The following is a 20,227-nucleotide window of genomic DNA, read 5'->3' as shown; positions in this document are numbered from 1 at the left end:
AGACGTGCGCGTGCCCCGGCTTTACAGGCGCTCAATCAGGCGCGGATCCCCGGCTGCGCAATATTCATGACATGCCGTACGCGCCGCGTTCGCTGCGCCGTGCACGAACAGTGGCGCGTCCGAGCGTCGCGACATCGACACCACGATGGAAGGTGGCGAAGGCTGCAAAGGTAACTCCACCACCTCGCCGCGCGCGATCAGATCGTCGACGAAAAGACGCGGAATCGCCGCCACGCCGAATCCATCACGCACGAGTTGCACGATTACCGAAATCGACGGCGAGCCCGTAATGCGCGTGTCCGCGAGCGGTACGCCATTCGCGAGCGCCAGCTTGCCGACGATGTCCTCCAGCGCTCGATGCGGCGCAGTTCCGCGCCCGAACGTCAGGATCGGATGACGCAACACACGCTTGGCGAGCCCGCTGCGCGAAAGCGGCAGTAGACCCGCGCGTGCTATCCAGTGCACCGGATAGTTGGCAAGCGCATCGCACACCACGGATTCCTCGTCGCTGCCTTCCACGCGAACTATCAGATCGAGCTCGCCCGCCATCAGCCGCCGCTGCAACACCACGCTCACGTCCACAGCCAGTTCGACTTCGAGTTGCGGAAAGTCGTCCGCGAGGCGTCGCATGTAATCGGCGAGCCAACTATGCACGACCGTCTCGATCACGCCGAGCCGCAGCTTGCCGCGCATCGCCCCTTCGTGTGAGGCCGCGGCCTGCAACTGACGCGTCGCCTCCACCACGGCCTTCGCATAGCCAAGCAGATACTCGCCGTTCGCCGTGAGGCGGAAGTCGCGGCTCTCACGATCGACGAGCGTGGTTTGCAATTCGTCTTCCAGCGCCTTCAGCCGTTGCGAGATCGCAGCGGGCGTGGCGTGCAACGCGGTCGCCGTGGTGCGGAAGCTGCGCAGCTTGGCCAGCGTGACGAAAGTCTCGAGAAATCGCGTATTCATAAGCCGAAGGCCGCTCGGGCAACAACAAGAACTGTTCCAAAAATCTCAACGCGATCCGGGAAAACCCGCGAATGCGTTAAGAAATTCTATTCATTCGACGCAAATAAAACTAGTTGGCGTCAAATTTTCTTCTTTTCTATGCTTTGTCTGAGCGCAGAACCAACGCTTCGCACCCTTCAAGTTGTACGCAGACGAACCAGAGCTATCCGCACGAGCACGCCGATACCATGACTCCATTCGAATTCCGCCAAGCTGTACGTCATCGCGACTTCCGTGGGCCGACGGCCGGCCATTGCGGCGACTACGCGCAAGCCAATCTCGCGATTCTGCCCGCCGCGCACGCGCACGATTTCCTGCGGTTTTGCCACGCGAATCCTAAGCCGTGTCCGCTGCTCGGCGTGGGCGAGCCGGGTGATTTCCGCGTGCCGGTGCTCGGGCGTGATATCGACATCCGCACCGACGTGCCCGCCTACAACGTCTATCGCGATGGCGAGCTGAGCGAACGTGTCGAATCGATCGAAACGCTCTGGCAGGACGATTTCGTCGTGTTCGCAATCGGCTGCTCGTTCTCGTTCGAGCACATGCTCGCAAAGGAAGGCATCGGGCTGCGTCACGTCGAAGAAGGCCGCAACGTGCCGATGTACCGCACCACGATCGCGAATCGGCGCGCGGGCGTGTTCGGCGGCGAACTCGTCGTGTCGATGCGCCCGTTGCGCGGCGCCGACGCGATCCGCGCCGTGCAGATCACGAGCCGCTTTCCGGGCGTGCATGGCGCGCCCGTACATATCGGCGATCCGGCGGAACTCGGTATCGCCGATCTCGCACGCCCTGAGTTCGGCGATGCAGTGACGATCCGCGCAGGCGAGTTGCCGGTGTACTGGGCGTGCGGCGTGACGCCGCAAACCGCGCTGATGGCCGCGAAGCTGCCGCTCGCCATCGCGCACGCGCCGGGGCACATGCTGATGACGGATATCACCAACGCGTCGCTGGCCATCTTCTGATCGCTCCGGCGGTGCGTATGGCTGACATCGCGCTATCGCCGCGCCGCCAGCCGATTCGAAGCATCACTCGCTGTATCTCGAAGCCATCCGGCCATCCAGCCCGGAGGGAATGACGCATCCCTACGCTCGTGCGCGGCTTCGCTTGTTACTCATGCGTCTATCCACGGGAGCAACAGATGGACAGCAAGACACTCACGGCAAACGTCGACGATGCCGCCGACATGAACACAACGGCAGACACGCAAGCGCTTTCCTGGTACGCCGAAGCCAGTCCGCGCGCCCGTCGCGCGTTCTGGAGTTGCAAGGTCGGCTACATGCTCGACGGCATGGACACGCAGATGCTGTCGTTCGTCATTCCGACACTCGTCGCAACATGGGGCATCTCGCTCGCCGACGCCGGCTTCATCGGCACCATGACGTTGCTGTCCTCGGCGCTCGGCGGCTGGATCGCGGGAATTCTGTCCGATCGCATTGGCCGCGTGCGCACTCTGCAGCTCACCGTGCTTTGGTTCGCGGTGTTCACTGCATTGTGCGGGCTCGCGCAGAACTACGGCCAGTTGCTGGCGGCGCGCGCGTTGATGGGCTTTGGCTTCGGTGGCGAGTGGACGGCGGGCGCCGTGCTGATCGGCGAAGTGATCCGTGCACGCGATCGGGGCAAGGCGGTCGGTCTCGTTCAGTCGGGCTGGGCGCTCGGCTGGGGCATGGCCGCTTTGCTCTACGCCGTGCTGTTTTCCGTGATGGCGCCGGAAATCGCGTGGCGCGCGTTGTTCCTGATCGGCCTTGTGCCGGCGCTGCTTGTGCTTTTCATCCGCCGCTACGTGAAAGAACCCGAAGTATTCGAGCACGCAAAGGTCCACCAGAAACACACGCATGACACGCCGCGTTTCACCGAAATCTTCTCGCCCAGACTGCTTTCGACGACGCTGCGCGCCGCTCTGCTCACGACGGGCGCACAGGGCGGTTACTACGCGATCACGACATGGCTGCCGACGTTTCTCAAGACCGAGCGTCATCTGACCGTGATGGGCACGGGCGGCTATCTCGCGATGATCATCGCGGGTTCGTATGTGGGCTATCTGTGCAGCGCGTGGCTCACGGACCGCATTGGCCGCAAACCGAACTTCATTCTGTTCGCGCTGGGTTCGATGGCAATTGCTTTCGCGTACACGTCTTTGCCGCTCACCAATGCGTCAATGCTGTGGCTCGGCTTTCCGCTCGGTTTCTTCGCGTCGGGCATCTTCTCCGGGATGGGCGCGTTTCTCACCGAACTCTTTCCGACCCGTGTGCGCGGCTCCGGCCAGGGGTTTTGCTACAACGTCGGCCGTGCGATCGGCGCACTGTTCCCCGTGCTGATCGGCACGCTGTCGAGCCGCTTCGGCCTCGGCGCGAGCATCGGCCTGTTCGCGGTGGCCGCGTATGGCGTGCTGATCATCGCCGCGCTCACGCTGCCCGAAACACGCGGCCGTGAACTCGAATCGGCCTGAACCGCACGCTTTTCACCTCATTCCATTTTTCGCATCAAGCCCACGACATGATGAAGCACGATCAAGCCTCCGATGTTTGCACGCCGTCCCGCTGGCAGTTCTGGATCGACCGCGGCGGCACGTTCACTGATATCGTCGCGCGCCGCCCGGACGGCACGCTCACCACGCACAAGCTCCTTTCAGAAAACCCCGAACAGTATCGCGACGCGGCCGTCGCCGGCATTCGTCATCTGCTCGGTCTGGAGGCGGGCGTTGCCATCACGCCGCGCCACGTTGAGATGGTCAAGATGGGCACCACCGTCGCGACCAATGCCCTGCTCGAACGCAAGGGCGAACCCGTCGCGCTCGTCACGACGCGAGGCTTTCGCGATGTCTTGCGAATCGCGTACCAGAACCGCCCGCGGCTCTTCGACCTCGACATCGCATTGCCCGAAGCGCTTTATGAGCGCGTGGTGGAAATCGACGAACGCATGAGCGCACAGGGCGAGGTCGTCGCGCCGCTCGATCGTGTCGCGGCGGAGCGTGCACTGCGCGAGGTCTACGACGGCGGCATCCGCGCGCTTGCGATCGTGCTGATTCACGGCTATCGCCACACGTCGCATGAACGTGAGTTGGCTGACATCGCGCGTCGCATCGGTTTCACGCAGATTTCGGTGTCCCACGAAGTCTCGCCGCTCATGAAAATGGTCTCGCGTGGCGACACGACCGTCGTCGATGCGTATCTGTCGCCGATCCTGCGCCGTTACGTGGATCAGGTCGCCCACGAAATGCCAGGCGTGAACCTGCAGTTCATGCAAAGCAGCGGTGGACTGACGCGCGCCGACGTCTTTCAGGGCAAGGACGCGATTCTCTCCGGGCCGGCGGGCGGTATCGTCGGCATGGTGCGCGCAGCGCAGGCGGCAGGCTTCGATCGTGCGATCGGCTTCGACATGGGCGGCACGTCGACCGACGTCTCGCACTTCAACGGCGAGTTCGAGCGTGTGTTCGAAACGCAGGTGGCAGGCGTGCGCATGCGCGCGCCGATGATGAGCATCCATACGGTGGCGGCAGGCGGGGGCTCGGTGCTCGGCTTCGATGGCGCGCGACTGCGCGTCGGCCCGGAATCGGCGGGCGCCAATCCCGGTCCCGCGGCGTACCGGCGCGGCGGCCCGCTCGCCGTCACCGACTGCAACGTAATGCTCGGCAAGATCCAGCCCGACTATTTTCCGCGTGTGTTCGGTCCGCATGCAAACGAGCCGCTCGATCGCGCTGTCGTCGCGGAGCGCTTTCAATCCCTCGCTGATGACATTTTCGCTGCAACGGGCCAGCGCCGTACGCCGGAAGAACTGGCCGAAGGCTATCTGGAGATCGCTATCGGCAGCATGGCGAACGCAATCAAGAAGATTTCGGTGCAACGCGGCCACGACGTCTCGCAGTATGTGCTGACCACGTTTGGCGGCGCAGGCGGCCAGCATGCCTGCGGTGTGGCCGACGCGCTCGGCATGACGCGCGTGTTCGCGCATCCGCTCGCGGGTGTGCTCTCCGCTTACGGCATGGGACTCGCGGATCAGACGGCCATGCGCGAGCGGGCACTCGAAATCACACTCGACGAAGCATCGCTGCCTGTACTGGAAGCCGCACTCGATGCGCTCGCGAACGACGCAATGCACGCACTGCTCGACCAGAGCGTGGACCCCTCGCGTATCTCGACCGAGCGGCGTGTGCACTTGCGTTACCAGGGGACCGATTCGTCGCTTGCGGTGCCAGCGGGCAGCGTCAACGACATGCGCGCCGCATTCGAGGCTGCCTATCGTCAACGCTACGCGTTTCTGATGACGGATACGCCGCTCATCGCGGAACTCGCGTCCGTCGAGGCCATCGGCCATTCCGATGCGCCTGTCGACACGGGTAGCCTGCCGCGGCGCTCGGCAGACGACGCGCTTCGTGCACAGACGACCGTTCGCATGTACTCGGGCGGTCAGTGGCACGACGCATCGCTCTATCAGCGCGACGCGCTATGCGCCGGCGACACGCTCGACGGTCCGGCGATCATCGCTGAGAAGAACGGCACGACCGTGGTCGAACCGGGATGGCAGGCCGAACTTACCGCGCAGGGCAACGTCGTGATGACGCGCGTGCTGCCACTCCCCACGCGCCGCTCGATCGGCACCGAGGCAGACCCCGTTCGCCTCGAAATCTTCAACAACCTGTTCATGTCGATTGCCGAGCAGATGGGGTTGCGCCTGCAAAATACGGCGTACTCGGTGAACATCAAGGAACGTCTCGACTTCTCGTGCGCGATCTTCGACGACGAAGGCAATCTGATTGCCAACGCGCCGCACATGCCCGTGCATCTGGGCTCGATGGGTGAAAGCATCCGCACGGTGATCGAGCGCAACCGCGGCGCCATGCGCGACGGCGACGTGTTCATGCTCAACGACCCGTATCACGGCGGCACGCACCTGCCCGACGTGACCGTCATTACACCCGTATTCGCGGACGGTTCGTCCGAACCGCTCTTCTACGTCGGCTCGCGCGGCCATCATGCGGACATCGGCGGCATCACGCCGGGCTCGATGCCGGCGTCCTCATCACATATCGACGAGGAAGGCGTGCTGATCGACAACTGGCAGCTCGTTCGCGCAGGCATATTGCGCGATGCCGAAACGCGTGCGCTGCTCGCGTCGGGCCGCTATCCCGCACGCAATATCGCGCAGAATATGGCCGATCTACGCGCGCAGGTCGCCGCGAATCAGAAGGGCGTGGACGAATTGCGCCGCATGGTCGCGCAATTCGGCCGCGACGTGGTGCTCGCTTTCATGCGTCATGTGCAGAACAACGCCGAAGAGGCGGTGCGTCGCGTGATCGGTGCGCTCAAGGATGGCAGCTACCGCTACGAACTCGACAACGGCGCGGTGATCGACGTCGCGATTCGCGTCGATGCCACGACACGTAGCGCCACGGTCGATTTCACCGGCACGTCTGCGCAGTTGCCCAACAACTTCAATGCGCCGAAGGCGGTCTGCATGGCAGCGGTGCTTTATGTGTTTCGCACGCTCGTTGGCGACGATATCCCGCTCAATGCCGGCTGCCTCAAGCCGTTGTCGGTGATCGTTCCGGACCGTTCGATGCTCAATCCGGTGTATCCGGCGGCGGTGGTGTCGGGCAATGTCGAGACGTCGTCGGCAATTACCAATGCGCTGTATGGCGCGCTCGGTATCGTGGCATCGAGTCAGGGGACGATGAACAACTTCACCTTCGGCGATGCCCGCTACCAGTACTATGAAACGATTGCAGGCGGCAGCGGCGCAGGCAACGGCTTCAGCGGCGTCGATGCAGTGCAGACGCATATGACCAACTCGCGCCTGACCGATCCCGAAGTACTCGAATGGCGCTACCCGGTGCGGCTCGAATCACATCTGATCCGCGCGGAATCGGGTGGCGCGGGACGCTGGCGCGGAGGGAACGGTGCAGTCCGGCGCATTCGTTTCCTCAGACCGATGATGGCGTCGATTCTGTCGAATAACCGCATTCATGCGCCTTTCGGTGCGGGTGGCGGACGGGCGGGAAGACGCGGCAGCAACCGCGTCGAGCGCGCGGATGGTCAGATCGTTGCTTTAGGTCACATCGCGAGTGTCGAGATGCAGGCAGGAGATGTGTTCGTGGTGGAAACACCGGGAGGGGGTGGTTTCGGGGAAGTCTGACTCCCGCACAGTGGTGGTTGCGTCCAGCGTGGTCCAGGCGGGCCACACTGGATGTTGATCTGTCGGCCACGTTCAGCCGTTCGCCCGCCCAGTCGGCCAGATAGCCGACTCCAGCTAACTCGTCTGATGCTGACTAGTAGTCGTGAGCATGGCAGTACAGCCGTTCGGGCCAATTCGGCGTTGCGCTCCTGGCCGGCTGCAATCGCGTTCACCTGCTCGATCCGATTCGGTTACCGCGCGCCTGCAGGAATGGAAAGCTTGCAAAGCAAAGTTGGCCTGCGAGGCCGATCGCGCCGGGCACAGACCAGAAGCCGACAAAGTACTCGAGCGCAGTCCTTCTAAACAGAAGTACGGCAGTGCACAACTCCGCAAGCGTCAATATGACTAGGGCAATTGCGCCCATCAGCAACGCCTCGTTGGTATCGGTCAGCATGTCGTGTTTTTTCGCGCTCCGGTGCGACAGGTTCCAACTCGCGGCAAGCATGAATGGCGCTTCGAGCGATACGGCTGCCGTCTCGCCCAGGAGCGGCATAAGCAGCAGGACGCGAATCGCTCCGAAGGCGAAGCCGATCACAAAAACGATCAATGCATAAAGGCAGCCCGCTTTGGCGCAGGCCGCCCACCTGGGACGATGTGAGCACCGCGTCATTGAGTTTTGCGTTTGCGATATGCAAGGAGATTTAGCAAGTGCAAAGTTCGGTGTGCCCGAAGCCTTGCGAATAATCGAGCACCGAAATGACTGTCGGAGTCACACGAAATATCCGGACTTCGTCAGGAGACGGCATTGGCATCGGCAGCGCGTGCATATCCGGATACTTCAGTGGAAGCATGCGCAAGACCCTCTCTGCTTCGGCGCGATCGTTTACTGGTTGTGCGTGCGCCGCCATCGACAGACCGGTAATCGCCATCAGATCTGACGTGTCGTGGTCGATCGTGAGCGATACCCGGTCGTCCCGGGCCAGATTGGCGGCCTTCTGACTTTCCAGACCGCAAAGGAAGTAAAGCGTCAGTCCCTGGCTCACATACCCAACGGTGGTCGCCTGCGGCCAGCCGTCCGGCCTTAGCGTGGCGATCGTCATGATTCGGTGCTGATCCAGCAATGACAGGATCTTTTCCTTGATCTGTTCGTCCATGGATCACCTTCCGGTTCGTGAAAATCCTATCCTGTACCACCGGGTCATCCGGCGCTTGATACAAATCAAATACCGAAGATGACCGACTTCGAGATGCACGGCGCGCAAAGTCATGGGCCGCACGCTGGATGCAGTGCGGAATGTCATCGCCGTCTGGCCAAAGCGTGGCAATCGTCATCATCCGGCTGATCCAGAAGCGTGAAGATCCTGCGTCCTGCGCCTGATCTCTTCGTCCATTTGCCGTCTCCATAAAGTCGCACTAAAGTCTGCACGGGGCGTGCTTCACGCCCCGGGTATCTGGCAAGGTTATCTCCGCGCGACTGTCGCACGGTCGTGGGGCGATGCGCACCTCTGCGTTCTGACCGTCAACCGCTACCTCCACATGTTTGCTATCGGCGTCCTCCTCGGGGCCCGAATTGACGTCGGTCAAGTTGTGCAGTCGAACCAGCGTCACCATGAAGCCTCATCACCGACACGACCCTCTGAGTCGATTCGAGGCGCTTCGCAGGCAGATCGCTCCAGATGTGCAGCTGAGCTGCCAGGGGAGGTCACGTTAGTGCACTCACTGACGACAAGGTCGGGAGGTCGTGGGGTGACTGTCGTGCGAGGATGGGGCTTATGAGGCACACGCGTATTATCGTGACTCGCTACGGTGGACCCGACGCACTCGCGGTCATTGAGGAGGAGTGCCCAGAGCCGAAGGATGGCGAGGTGCGGGTCAAAGTCCTGACTGCAGGGGTCAGCTTGCCCGACCTCATGATGCGCGAGGGTATTCATCCCGAAACGCCGCGCCTTCCTTTCACACCGGGCTGGGACCTGGTTGGCGTGGTGGATAGGCTCGGCAGCGGCGTCTCCGGAATAGAGTCCGGCCAGATAATTGCCGCGCTGCCGATCAGTGGTGCGTACGCGCAGTACGTGTGTCTGCATGAGCGCGAACTGATTCCCGTGCCAGCGGGGTTGGATGCTGCCGAAGCTGTCAGCCTCGTGCTGAACTATGTCACGGCTTACCAGATGCTGCATCGTTCTGCGAAGGTCAGGCCTGGCCAGCGTGTATTGATCCACGGCGCGTCGGGCGGGGTCGGGTCGGCCCTTCTGCAACTTGGACGTCTCGCCGGACTGGAGATGTACGGTACCTGCTCATCGCGTGGAGCGTCCGCCGTGTCCGATCTGGGCGGTATCCCAATTGACTATCGACAGTCCGATTTTGTCGATGAAATTCATCGCCTCACAAAAGACGGCGTAGACGTCGTCTTTGACGGGCTTGGCGGTTACCACATCTGGCGTTCCCGCAAGGCACTTCGTCCTGGCGGGACGGTCGTGGCATTTGGGCTAACTGCATCCCTGCGCGGAGGGCGATTGGCTTCAGGTCGTCCGGGCGGCCGTCATCGCTTTCGTGCGATCGCCGTTTTCGGGTTGTTCATCGCTGGCGGCTGGCTTCTGCCGGGCAGAAAACGCGTGGTTCCCTACAGCATCCAGTGGCTCAAACGGCTGAAACCGGCACAATTTCGACAGGATCTGATTGCACTGCTTGGACTTCTGCAACAGAGGAAGGTCAAGCCACTCATCGCACAACGCATTCCCCTTGCTGAGGCGCGGCGCGCGCACGAACTGTTGGGAGATGGCGGCGTGTCAGGCAAAATCGTGCTCGTGTGCGATGAATCCCGTTCAGCATAAGTAGCGCAATGCGAAGGGTACGTAGCAAAGGACAGCACGTGAGTCTTTGCTGATGCTGAGCCGGGCACGCGCATCTCAAGAAAGGTTTCGACGACAGAATGGGTCGGCTTCTGTCTGATGTGGGGGCATCAACGGTGGCGCGCTCTGTCGGATCGTCGTCGGACCGAGTTCGTTAAGGTTTAGTCGATGCCTGCCATCGGCCACAGGAATGTGCATGCCGCTGCGCGTGTCGGCAGGCATCGAATGAACCTTCGATTGCTGCCTTCGGGCTTGTCCACACGCGCTTCAGTTCGGCCAGTCCCAGCAATTCGGTAATTGCAGTCTCACGCACTTTTCCGCGGTCCGACTCATTCCGTTTCGCCGCAGTTCAGCGCGGCGCATCGCCCCAGCGATACTCGACGGTTGCTTCGTCGAGCTGCTTCTTGATCTCGGGATCGAGCGCGTAGTCGACGGCGGCGAGCGAGTCGTTCAACTGTTCGACGCGGCTCGCACCGATGATCGCCGACGTGATGGTCGGATTCGCGAGCACCCATGCGATGGCTGTCTTCGTCATCGGCTCGCCCGTTTTCGCGTTGATGTCGCGCAGCGTGTCGATGGTCTTGAACTCGCGCTCGTGCCAATAGCGCTCCGAGTACATTGCGCCCGCCTTGCCGACCGCTTCGGTGAAGCGCCCGTCCGCGGGCTTCGCGTCGTGACGATGTTTGCCCGTCAGCAGGCCGCCCGCGAGCGGGTTATACGGAATCACGGCCAGCCCTTCTTCGTCGGCGAGCGGCAGCAGTTCGCGTTCGATCTGCCGGAACAGCAGGTTGTAGCGCGGCTGCACCGACACGAAACGCGCGGTACGCAGCACGTCCGCGCGCCCCAGCATGCGCGCGAGCCGGTAGGCGAGATAGTTCGATACGCCGATATAACGCGCCTTGCCCGAGCGCACGATCACGTCGAGCGCTTCGAGCGTTTCGTCGAGCGGCGTGTCGCGGTCGTCGGAGTGCAACTGGTAGAGGTCGACGTAGTCGGTGTTCAGGCGCCGCAATGAATCGTCGATGGCGTCGAGCAGGTGCTTGCGCGATGCGCCCTGATTCCACGGATGCGGCCCCACCTTGCCGACGGCTTTCGTCGCGAGGATAAAGCGCTCGCGCTTGCCTTTGAGCCAGCGTCCGATGATCTCCTCGGTGCGGCCTGCCACATCTTCGCCGCCGCCGAGCGGATAGACGTCGGCCGTATCGATGAAGTTCACGCCGGCATCCGTCGCCTTGTCGAGAATGCCGCGCGATATATCCTCTTCAGTTTGCAAACCGAACGTCATCGTTCCGAGACACAGACGCGAGACAGTCAGGCCCGTATGGCCGAATTTGCGGTATTGCATGATCGACTCCGCGAGAAGAGAAGGGTGAGTGGTCGAGTACAGCCGGTTGAAACGCAGAAGACAGAGGATAGCGGCTATTGCCGATCCGCGTCGCTGCGCTGCCTATGCAGCGATGAGGGCAGCAATGAGTCCATCAATAAGCCCGCGTTCGAAGGCCGATTGAAAATTTTTCTATGGCCCTTTCCTTTTGCGAAAACATGCACGGCACGTCCTTCGATTTCGGCCGCGCGCTTGCGTTCAGCGCGGTAAGAGTTGCGTTCGATTCGTTCGTGTTCGCGTAATGACTGCCGCTTTCGCGCACCGGCATGGATCTCGCATCGCAACGCATATTGCGACTCCGCATCGGTCCGCGCGGACCGATGTGGCCTTTTTCGAACCGGAGTGTGACCTGCCCACGTAAAGCGTCGAGCGAGAAGAACCGTGGCTTGTCGCACCATTGATGCGTCAAATGTCATGGATACCAACCTTACTGTCACGACCATCCGGAGCGGCGCGCACCGTATTACCGATCATCAGGACGACATCTTCTTCGCCGCCGTATCGACGACCCGCATGCCGATGGTCGTCACCGATCCGCATCTGCCCGACCACCCCGTGATCTTCGCGAACCATGCGTTCTTGCGCATGACGGGTTACGAGCTGACGGAGATCATCGGCAGCAATTGCCGCTTTCTGCAAGGACCGGAGACGGACCGCGCGACCATCGACGAAGTGCGGGCCGCAGTCGCGGATCGCCGCGAGCTCGCCACAGAGATACTCAATTATCGCAAGGACGGCTCGACGTTCTGGAACGCGCTGTTTATTTCGCCTGTGTTCAACGAACAGGGCGAACTGGTCTATTTCTTCGGCTCGCAACTGGATGTCAGCCGCCGCCGCGACGCCGAAGACGCGCTGCATCAGGCGCAGAAGATGGAGGCGCTCGGCCAGTTGACGGGCGGCATCGCGCACGACTTCAACAACCTGCTGCAGGTGATGGCAGGCTACGTGGATGTGCTGCAAATGGGCATCGAAGGCCATGCGCAAAGCGCGGTGATGGCGCAAAGCCTGGATCGCATCCGCGGCGCGGTCGCGAAGGCGACCACGCTGACGCAACAGTTGCTTGCGTTCGCGCGCAAGCAGAAGCTCGTGGGGCGCACGGTCAATCTGAACACGCTGGCGGACGGCATGGTCGAGCTCGCGCGGCGCACGCTTGGCGGCAACATATCGCTGAAGACGGAATACGAAGAAGGACTCGGCAATTGCCGCGTCGACTCGACCCAGCTCGAAGTCGCGTTGCTGAACGTGCTGCTCAATGCGCGCGACGCGCTCGCCTCGCGGCGCGACGGCGTGGTGACGGTGCGCACGGAGACCGTTGAGTTGGAACAGCAGGAGACAGTCGGCTTCGCCGACTTGCGCTCGGGTTGCTATGTGACCATCGCCATTTCCGACAACGGCTGCGGCATCCCGCCCGAAATACTCGACCGCGTGATGGACCCGTTCTTCACGACCAAGGGCGAGGGCAAGGGTACGGGTCTGGGGCTGTCGATGGTATATGGCTTTGCCAAACAGTCGGGCGGCGCGGTCAACCTGTATTCGGAGCCCGGTGTCGGCACAACGCTGCGGCTTTACTTCCCCGCTGTGGGCGGCATTGCGCAACGCCGTCCGTCCGCGCCGAAAGCGATTGAAAAGGCGGGCAACGAAATGATCCTGATCGTCGACGATCGCGTGGAAGTGGCCGAGGTCGCACAAGCGATGCTCGAGCAGATCGGCTATCGCACGCGAGTCGTGCTGAATACGAAAGAGGCGATGGACATCCTGCAGGAGGGCGCGCACCTCGACCTGCTGTTCACCGACCTCATCATGCCCGGCAACATGAACGGTGTGATGCTCGCGCGCGAGGCGCGGCGTCTGCATCCGAAGATCAAGGTGCTGCTGACCACGGGTTACGCCGACGCGTCGATGGAACGGACCGATGCAAACGGCAGCGAGTTCGACATCATTCACAAGCCATACAGGCGAGCGGAACTGGCGCGCAAGGTGAGGATCGTTCTGAATGGGCCGACGGGGGTTGGATAACTTTCCATGCAATGCGGATCGATGGGCGCAGGTTGTAGATGAACACGTTGTGATCCATTTCATTTGTGGTCGCTCGCGGATAAAATTCATGTTTGGTTCCGTTCAACCTGCGGCGACACGCGGGGTGCTAAACCAGCATCGCGCGTTCGTGTTTTAACCGGACCTCGAATGTTGCGACCGCCTATCCCCGACAACGAAAGCGAGCGCGTGGAGACGCTGCGTTCGCTGCATATCCTCGATACACCGCCAGAAGAACGGTTCGACCGTCTGACGCGCCTCGCGCGACGCCTGTTCGGCGTGCCCATTGCCGCCGTGACGCTGGTCGACAGCCATCGACAATGGTTCAAGTCGCATCCCGGCCTCGAAGCCTCCGAAACGCCGCGCGACGTGTCCTTCTGTGGTCATGCCATTGCCGACGACGACCTGTTTCTCGTGAACGACGCATCGCTCGACGTGCGCTTCGCCGACAATCCGCTGGTAACGGGCGACCCGAACATCCGCTTCTATGCGGGCTATCCGCTTACCGTCAGCAACGGCAGCCGGCTCGGCACACTGTGTCTGATCGATGTGAAGCCACGTGCGCTCGATGACGAAGAGCGGGTGCTGTTGCGCGATCTTGCACGCATGGCCGAGCAGGAAATCGCCGCGGTGCAGCTCGCAACCACCGACGAGCTGACGGGCCTGTCGAATCGCCGTGGCTTCGAAGCGCTCGCGCAGCACGCGATCAAACACTGCAAGCGTGCGCAGAAGCCTGCGTCGCTGCTGTTCTTCGATCTGAACGGTTTCAAGCAGATCAACGACGTGTTTGGTCACGCGGAAGGGGACCGCGCGTTGATTGCATTTGCAGCGGTATTGCGCACGGCGCTGCGCGACAGCGATGTGATCGGCCGGCTAGGCGGCGACGAGTTCGTCGTGCTGCTGACCGATTCGGATCAGCAAGGCACGCTGCAGACCATCGAGCGGCTCAGGCATCAGCTGGACCTGCAGAACCAGTCGGCGCAGGCGCCTTATCAGCTGCATTGCAGCGTGGGCACGGCGACATACACGCCCGACAGTCCGCGGAGCATCGATGATCTGCTCGCGCAAGCCGACGTCGCGATGTACGCGAACAAGCGCGCACAACGCTAAAGGCCGCACTGCTGCGCACCTGTTCGCGCAGCCGATGGGCCGCCTGTGCGTGGTGCACGCTCAGCGGTTTTCCAGCACCCACCTTTCTTCACGTTCGAGCCTGAGCAGCGCATGCTCGAACATCGCCCGCGCGCGGCCCGAGATGTTCGCCAGATAGACATGCAGCAGTGCATCGGCGGGCGTGCGGGAAGCGCAGCTGACGCTGTACTGCTCGAAGGCGCTCAGCTGCATGATGATGTTCGCCAGATGCTTCGGACATTCGCATGCGATGGTGGTCGACGCATGCGCCATCGCCATCAATGCTTCGTCGGTGTAGTGCCGCTGCGGCGCGGGCTCGCGCATATCGGGCTGCGCAGCCGTCGTTGCCGTCTTGCGCTGGAAGTCCCCCAGCATCTGCGAGACGGATGGCTGATCGAGCGGCTCGCGTATCGTGCGCACGCCGACGCGTTCCAGCAGGGCGATCGTGTTGGCAGCGGCGAACGCGTACACGACGACGATGTTTTCCGCATGCGTCGACGCACTCAGCGCGAGCACGCGTTCGACATCGTCGGTGTGCAGCGACGGCAAATGAATGATCAGCACGTCGGCAGGCTGGTTCATGCGCTCTGTGAACGCGGCCGTCATGTTCTCGAAGACCTTCGGCTCGCCGGCGAGTTCGGCGTGCATCGCATGCAGATGCTGGCGGATCGTACTGGCGAGCGCCGCGCCGACGATGCGCAGACGCAAACCGGGCCGGCCTTCCGTGAGCGGCGACACAGGCGTCTTGTCGACATGCATGAACGCGAGGCGTTCGAGCTCGCCCGTCTGCAACGTCGCGATCGAGCCGATCGAATAGCCGCGATCGACGAGCCCCTTGATCATTGCCACGCGCCGCACGTCGGCTTCGCTGTAGAGCCGATGGCCGGACTGCGTAGTGGGCGGCGCAACGACGCCATAGCGGCGCTCCCAGATGCGCAGCGTACCCACGGGGAGATTCGCCATGCGAGCGACGGCGCCGATGCGATAGCGGGGTGCGACTTCTGGATCATCCACTGTGTTGTTCATGAACCGAAAACCCTTAGGGAAGCCGATTCGAGTCTAACAAGCGCGACGATGTTTTGATGCGGATCTTTTTACTCAGCAATGCGGCAAGGCCGTGCATGCCAACGCTTTGCGGGGCACGACCCCTTGCATGGCAGGCCTTTCGAGATTTTCCTGCACGCGTTCTGTTCTGCGTATCGCATACGCCCGTCGAACAGCCACTTGTACCGGTTTTGACCAGGATTGAACGATACAGCGCTGCTTCGGCGCATTCATGCGACGTATCGAAGCCGTCGCGTCGAGGGTGTCTAGCGCGGGTAATTCAGCGTCGAGCCACGCACGATCAGTTTCGGCTCGGAGGTCACGCAGATGCGCGGTGTCTTGTGATACGAGCCGTGCGCAAGCGCGGGCCGTTCGATCAGCTCGCGCAGCAGCGAGACGGCGAGTTCGGCGGCTTCGACGGTTGGCACAGCGACTGTCGTGAGAGGCGGGCGCGATTGCCGCGCGAGCTGAATGTCGGTGATGCCGACCACGGAAAGATCGTGCGGCACGTCGCGCCCCAGGTCGGCGGCGGCGTGAATCGTGCCGAGCGCGGGCAGGTCGTTGGTCGCAAAGATCGCTGTGAGCTTCGCGTCGCGTTCCAGCAGATCGCGCGCCGCCGTATAGCCGCCTTCGATCGTATCGGGCGCGTAGCGCACGTTTTTCGTGAGCACCTTCAGACCCGCTTCGCGCATTGCATCGACGAAACCTTCGTAACGCGATGCGTGGATGCCCGACGGTTTGCTGCCGACCACCGCGCCGATCCGCCTGTGTCCCAGCTCGATCAGATGCTGGGCGGCAAGTCGCCCGGCGAGCCGGAAGTCGACGGCGACACACGGCAAGCCGGGCGGATCGTCAGGACGTTCCCACATGCACAGCACCACGGGCGTCCCGCGTGCCTCGGCCTTGCGCAGATCGTCGAAGTCGAGATTGGCATTCATCACGAGCACACCTTCGGAAAGCGAGCCCGCCAGTTGATCGAGATAGGTGCGGCCTGCGTGCGGATCTTCGTTCGTGTTGCAGATGATGACGAAGTGCCCGCTCGTGCGCGCCGCGCGTTCGGCGGCGAGCGCGAACTCGGGATAGAACGGATTCGCGATGCTCGACACCATCAGCGCGATGGTCGGCGCGCGGCCTTCGGCGAGCGCGCGGGCGGCGAGGTGCGGACGATAGTTGAGCGCCTCGACGGCTTCGAGCACGCGCTGACGCGTCTGTTCGCCAACGCGTCCGCGATTGCGCAGCACGTTCGAAACGGTGGCCGACGTGACGCCGGCGCGCCGCGCGACTTCGCTCAAGGTGGACATGGTTCGCAGCGTATCCTCAATATATGGGACAGGCGTTCATCATTTGCATTGACCACGAAGGCGGGGCACCATGCGCAAAACGACAGAACGATTATCGGAGACGAGCCTGACTGTCTGACAGGAGGCCTTCAGAAAGACCAGCGATCGCCTAGCGGTCGTTTTTTCGGTCATTCAGATTAAGCGCTTAATCTCCGCTTCGGGCTGATTAAATCACGGAGTCGAAGCGATGGCGAGCATTTCGTTGAAGGGCGTGCAAAAAGCGTATGGAGACAACGCGCCCGTGATCCGCAACGTCGATCTGGAGATCGGCGAAAACGAGTTTTGCGTGTTCCTCGGTCCCTCGGGCTGCGGCAAGTCCACGTTGCTGCGCATGATCGCAGGGCTGGAGGACGTCACGGACGGCGACCTGTCGATTGGCGGTCGCATCGTCAACGATGTGCCAGCTGCCGAGCGCGGTGTCGCGATGGTGTTCCAGAGCTACGCGCTGTTTCCGCACATGAGCGTGTACGAGAACATGGCCTTCGGCCTGAAGCTCGCGAAGAAGCCGAAGGCGGAGATCGACCGCAAGGTGCGGGAAGCGGCGCGCATCCTGCAACTGGAAGCGCTGCTCGATCGCAAGCCGCGCGCGTTGTCGGGCGGGCAGCGGCAGCGTGTTGCGATTGGCCGCGCGATCGTGCGCGAGCCGGGCGTGTTTCTGTTCGACGAACCCTTGTCCAATCTCGATGCGACGCTGCGAGGCCAGACGCGCATCGAAATTGCGCGCCTTCACAAGCAGTTCGCCACGGCGAGCGTCGTCTATGTGACGCACGACCAGACGGAGGCGATGACACTCGCCGACAAGATCGTGCTGCTGCACTCGGGCAAGGACACCGAGCGCTACGGCAGCATCGCGCAGATCGGTGCGCCGCTCGAGTTGTACCACCGGCCGAACAGCCGTTTCGTCGCGGGCTTCATCGGCTCGCCACGCATGAACTTCCTGCCGGGCAGGGTGACGGCGCTCGATGCGCAAGGCGTCGACGTCACGCTCGATCACACGAACGAAACGATGCGCGTCGCCGTCGACGGCAGCACTTTGCAAGGCGGGCAGCCCGTCACCCTCGGCGTGCGCCCCGAACATCTCGAACTGGTTGCGCACGGCGTATCACAACATGATGCAATCCTCACGCGCACCATTTCGCTGATCGAGCATCTGGGCGAGCACAGCTACGTGCATCTCGAGCAGCCTGGCGGCAGCGTGCTGATCGCCAAGGTGCCCGGCAATGCGCGTATCGAGCAGGGCGATCGCGCGGTGTTCGCCGCGCCCGTGCGTGCCTGCCATCTTTTCACCGAAGACGGATTCGCCGTGAAGGCGTTCGATACCGTCGAACACTACATTTAAGGGACACGCGCATGCGCCTAGGAGTCTGTTATTACCCGGAGCACTGGCCGGAATCGATGTGGGAAGACGACGCGCGCCGCATGAAAGCGCTCGGCATCGAGCAGGTGCGAATCGCGGAGTTCGCATGGAGCCGTATGGAGCCCACGCCCGGCGAATACGACTGGGGCTGGCTCGATCGCGCCGTCGACGTGCTCGGCAAGGCTGGCCTGCAAGTGGTGATGTGCACGCCGACGGCCACGCCGCCGAAGTGGCTGATCGACCGTCATCCCGACATTCTGCCCGTCGGTGCCGATGGACGTCCGCGTGCGTTCGGCTCGCGCCGTCACTACGATTTCTCGTCGCCGTCGTATTTCGAAGCGTCGCGCAAGATCTGCACGGCAGTGGCCGGGCGCTACGGCAAGCATCCCGCTGTCGCTTACTGGCAGACGGATAACGAGTTCGGTTGCCACAACACGGTGGTCAGCTATTCGCCTGCTGCCGTCGCGCGGTTTCGCGAGTGGCTCAAGGCGCGCTATCAGACCATCGACGCATTGAACCGGGCATGGGGCACGGTGTTCTGGAGCATGGAGTACCGCAGCTTCGACGAAATCGATGCGCCCATCGCGACCGTCACGGAAGCGCATCCTTCCCACCGGCTCGACTATCGCCGCTTCGCGTCGGATGAAGTCGCGCGCTACAACCGCATGCAGGTCGAGATCATTCGTGCGCATTCGCCGGGCCGTCCCGTTGCGCACAACTTCATGCAGCTCTTCACCGAGTTCGATCACTACAAGGTCGCGCGCGATCTCGACGTGGCGACGTGGGACAGCTATCCGCTCGGCGCACTCGAAGAGCAGTGGTACGCACCGGAAATCAAGGCGAAGTTCCTGCGCACGGGGCATCCCGACTTCGCATCGTTCAATCATGACGTGTATCGCGGCATGTCGAAGCTGCCGTTCTGGGTGATGGAGCAGCAGCCAGGGCCCGTGAACTGGGCGCACTGGAACCCGTCGCCGCTGCCGGGCATGGTGCGCCTGTGGAGCTGGGAAGCGTTCGCGCACGGCGCGGGCTGCGTGTCGTACTTCAGATGGCGTCAGGCGCCGTTCGCGCAGGAGCAGATGCACGCGGGTCTGAACACACCCGACAATCGCCTCGATGTCGGCGGCAGCGAAGCGCAGAAGGTCGCGCATGAAATCGCGCAGGTGTCGTCGGCCAATGCCGATGCGGACGCGAACGTGCGCAGCAAGATCGCGCTGATCTACGACTACGAAGCGAAGTGGCTCTTCGAGATTCATCCGCAGGGCGCCGACTTTCACTATCCGCGCTTTGCGTTCGAATATTACTCGGCGCTGCGTGCGCTCGGCTTTGACGTCGATGTGATTGCCGCCGATGCGCCGTTCGATGGCTACAAGATGATCGTCGTGCCGCCGCTGCCCGTCGTACCGGACGATTTCGCCGTGCGGCTCGCGGCATCGGGCGCGCAGATCGTGCTTGGGCCGCGTACGGGTTCGAAGACTGCCGACTTGCAGATCCCCCCGAACCTGCCGCCCGGCGCGCTCGCGTCGCTGCTGCCGATCCGCGTGTGGCGCGTCGAATCGATGCGGCCCAACGTGACGGAACCCGTTCACATGAACGGCGCCGGCGACGGACTGCACGAAGGCCACGCGCGGCACTGGCGCGACCTGATCGACGCCGCCGACGAGCGCGGCTTCGACGTGCGTGCGCGCTTCGACGACGGTCATCCCGCGTACGTACAGCATGGCTGCGTGCATTATTTCGCGAGCCTGTTCGACGACGCGCTCACGCAGGCGCTGTTCGGGCGCATCGCGACGGAAGCCGGCCTCACGCCGACACTGCTCGGCGACAGCGTGCGCATCAGCCGTCGCGGCAAGCTCGCGTATGTCTTCAACTACGCGAACGCGCCGCACACGATCGAAGGCGTCGACGCATCGCGCTTCGTGATCGGCACGCGTGAGGTCGAGCCGCAAGGCGTATCTGCATACCGATTCGAGTAGCGAACTGATTTCGCAAC

The 20,227-nt window shown here is 62.6% G+C and carries 14 protein-coding genes; 8 read left to right on the top strand and 6 right to left on the bottom strand.

What is annotated here, in order from left to right; all coding sequences use genetic code 11:
• Positions 1-21: 21 nt before the first annotated feature.
• The gene (locus BPHY_RS12020) at positions 22-954 is read right to left on the bottom strand and encodes a LysR family transcriptional regulator (RefSeq protein ID WP_012401745.1); all 933 of its coding nucleotides are present in this window, start codon (positions 952-954) and stop codon (positions 22-24) included.
• A 143-nt stretch (positions 955-1,097) separates the two neighbouring features.
• Here BPHY_RS12020 and BPHY_RS12015 point away from each other — a divergent pair, with 143 nt between their 5' ends.
• From BPHY_RS12015 to BPHY_RS12005, 3 genes are all read left to right on the top strand, one after another.
• Complete coding sequence (locus tag BPHY_RS12015; RefSeq protein WP_407671132.1) at positions 1,098-1,955, top strand: putative hydro-lyase; 858 nt, start codon at positions 1,098-1,100, stop codon at positions 1,953-1,955.
• Between the two features lie 176 nt (positions 1,956-2,131).
• Entirely contained in the window at positions 2,132-3,439 is a 1,308-nt protein-coding gene (locus tag BPHY_RS12010; protein ID WP_012401743.1) for an MFS transporter, read from the top strand.
• Between the two features lie 50 nt (positions 3,440-3,489).
• The gene (locus BPHY_RS12005) at positions 3,490-7,122 is read left to right on the top strand and encodes a hydantoinase B/oxoprolinase family protein (protein WP_041764005.1); all 3,633 of its coding nucleotides are present in this window, start codon (positions 3,490-3,492) and stop codon (positions 7,120-7,122) included.
• A gap of 208 nt (positions 7,123-7,330) precedes the next feature.
• On the opposite strand, the gene BPHY_RS12000 is transcribed toward BPHY_RS12005, so the two are convergent.
• Together BPHY_RS12000 and BPHY_RS11995 are read right to left on the bottom strand one after the other, a co-directional pair.
• Positions 7,331-7,696 (bottom strand): hypothetical protein, encoded by a 366-nt coding sequence (locus BPHY_RS12000; RefSeq protein WP_157686539.1) that lies wholly within the window; start codon positions 7,694-7,696, stop codon positions 7,331-7,333.
• A 106-nt stretch (positions 7,697-7,802) separates the two neighbouring features.
• Positions 7,803-8,255 carry a pyridoxamine 5'-phosphate oxidase family protein gene (locus tag BPHY_RS11995; protein ID WP_012401740.1) on the bottom strand — a complete coding sequence of 151 codons (453 nt, stop codon included), beginning with the start codon at positions 8,253-8,255 and terminating at the stop codon, positions 7,803-7,805.
• A 639-nt stretch (positions 8,256-8,894) separates the two neighbouring features.
• Here BPHY_RS11995 and BPHY_RS11985 point away from each other — a divergent pair.
• Positions 8,895-9,929, top strand: coding sequence for a medium chain dehydrogenase/reductase family protein (locus BPHY_RS11985; RefSeq protein WP_244257565.1), 1,035 nt, complete (start codon positions 8,895-8,897; stop codon positions 9,927-9,929).
• A gap of 367 nt (positions 9,930-10,296) precedes the next feature.
• Here BPHY_RS11985 and BPHY_RS11980 read toward each other — a convergent pair whose 3' ends face one another.
• Positions 10,297-11,292 carry an aldo/keto reductase gene (locus BPHY_RS11980; RefSeq protein ID WP_012401738.1) on the bottom strand — a complete coding sequence of 332 codons (996 nt, stop codon included), beginning with the start codon at positions 11,290-11,292 and terminating at the stop codon, positions 10,297-10,299.
• A 453-nt stretch (positions 11,293-11,745) separates the two neighbouring features.
• Here BPHY_RS11980 and BPHY_RS11975 point away from each other — a divergent pair, with 453 nt between their 5' ends.
• Together BPHY_RS11975 and BPHY_RS11970 are read left to right on the top strand one after the other, a co-directional pair.
• On the top strand, positions 11,746-13,347 hold the full coding sequence (locus tag BPHY_RS11975; RefSeq protein ID WP_012401737.1) for a hybrid sensor histidine kinase/response regulator: 1,602 nt from the start codon (positions 11,746-11,748) through the stop codon (positions 13,345-13,347).
• 168 nt (positions 13,348-13,515) lie between these two features.
• A complete protein-coding gene (locus BPHY_RS11970) occupies positions 13,516-14,475 on the top strand; it encodes a sensor domain-containing diguanylate cyclase (protein ID WP_012401736.1) in 960 nt (319 codons plus the stop codon).
• Between the two features lie 60 nt (positions 14,476-14,535).
• On the opposite strand, the gene BPHY_RS11965 is transcribed toward BPHY_RS11970, so the two are convergent.
• Together BPHY_RS11965 and BPHY_RS11960 are read right to left on the bottom strand one after the other, a co-directional pair.
• Entirely contained in the window at positions 14,536-15,519 is a 984-nt protein-coding gene (locus BPHY_RS11965; protein ID WP_012401735.1) for a MerR family transcriptional regulator, read from the bottom strand.
• A 284-nt stretch (positions 15,520-15,803) separates the two neighbouring features.
• Positions 15,804-16,838: a LacI family DNA-binding transcriptional regulator gene (locus tag BPHY_RS11960; RefSeq protein WP_012401734.1), complete on the bottom strand. Its 1,035-nt coding sequence runs from the start codon at positions 16,836-16,838 to the stop codon at positions 15,804-15,806.
• 226 nt (positions 16,839-17,064) lie between these two features.
• Between BPHY_RS11960 and BPHY_RS11955 the strand changes: the two genes are divergently transcribed.
• Both BPHY_RS11955 and BPHY_RS11950 read left to right on the top strand, forming a co-directional pair.
• The gene (locus BPHY_RS11955) at positions 17,065-18,216 is read left to right on the top strand and encodes an ABC transporter ATP-binding protein (protein WP_012401733.1); all 1,152 of its coding nucleotides are present in this window, start codon (positions 17,065-17,067) and stop codon (positions 18,214-18,216) included.
• A gap of 11 nt (positions 18,217-18,227) precedes the next feature.
• Positions 18,228-20,210 carry a beta-galactosidase gene (locus tag BPHY_RS11950; RefSeq protein WP_012401732.1) on the top strand — a complete coding sequence of 661 codons (1,983 nt, stop codon included), beginning with the start codon at positions 18,228-18,230 and terminating at the stop codon, positions 20,208-20,210.
• Positions 20,211-20,227 lie beyond the last annotated feature (17 nt).

The sequence above is a fragment of the Paraburkholderia phymatum STM815 genome, from assembly GCF_000020045.1.
GTDB lineage: Bacteria > Pseudomonadota > Gammaproteobacteria > Burkholderiales > Burkholderiaceae > Paraburkholderia > Paraburkholderia phymatum.
This window is presented reverse-complemented; position numbering and strand designations above follow the sequence as displayed.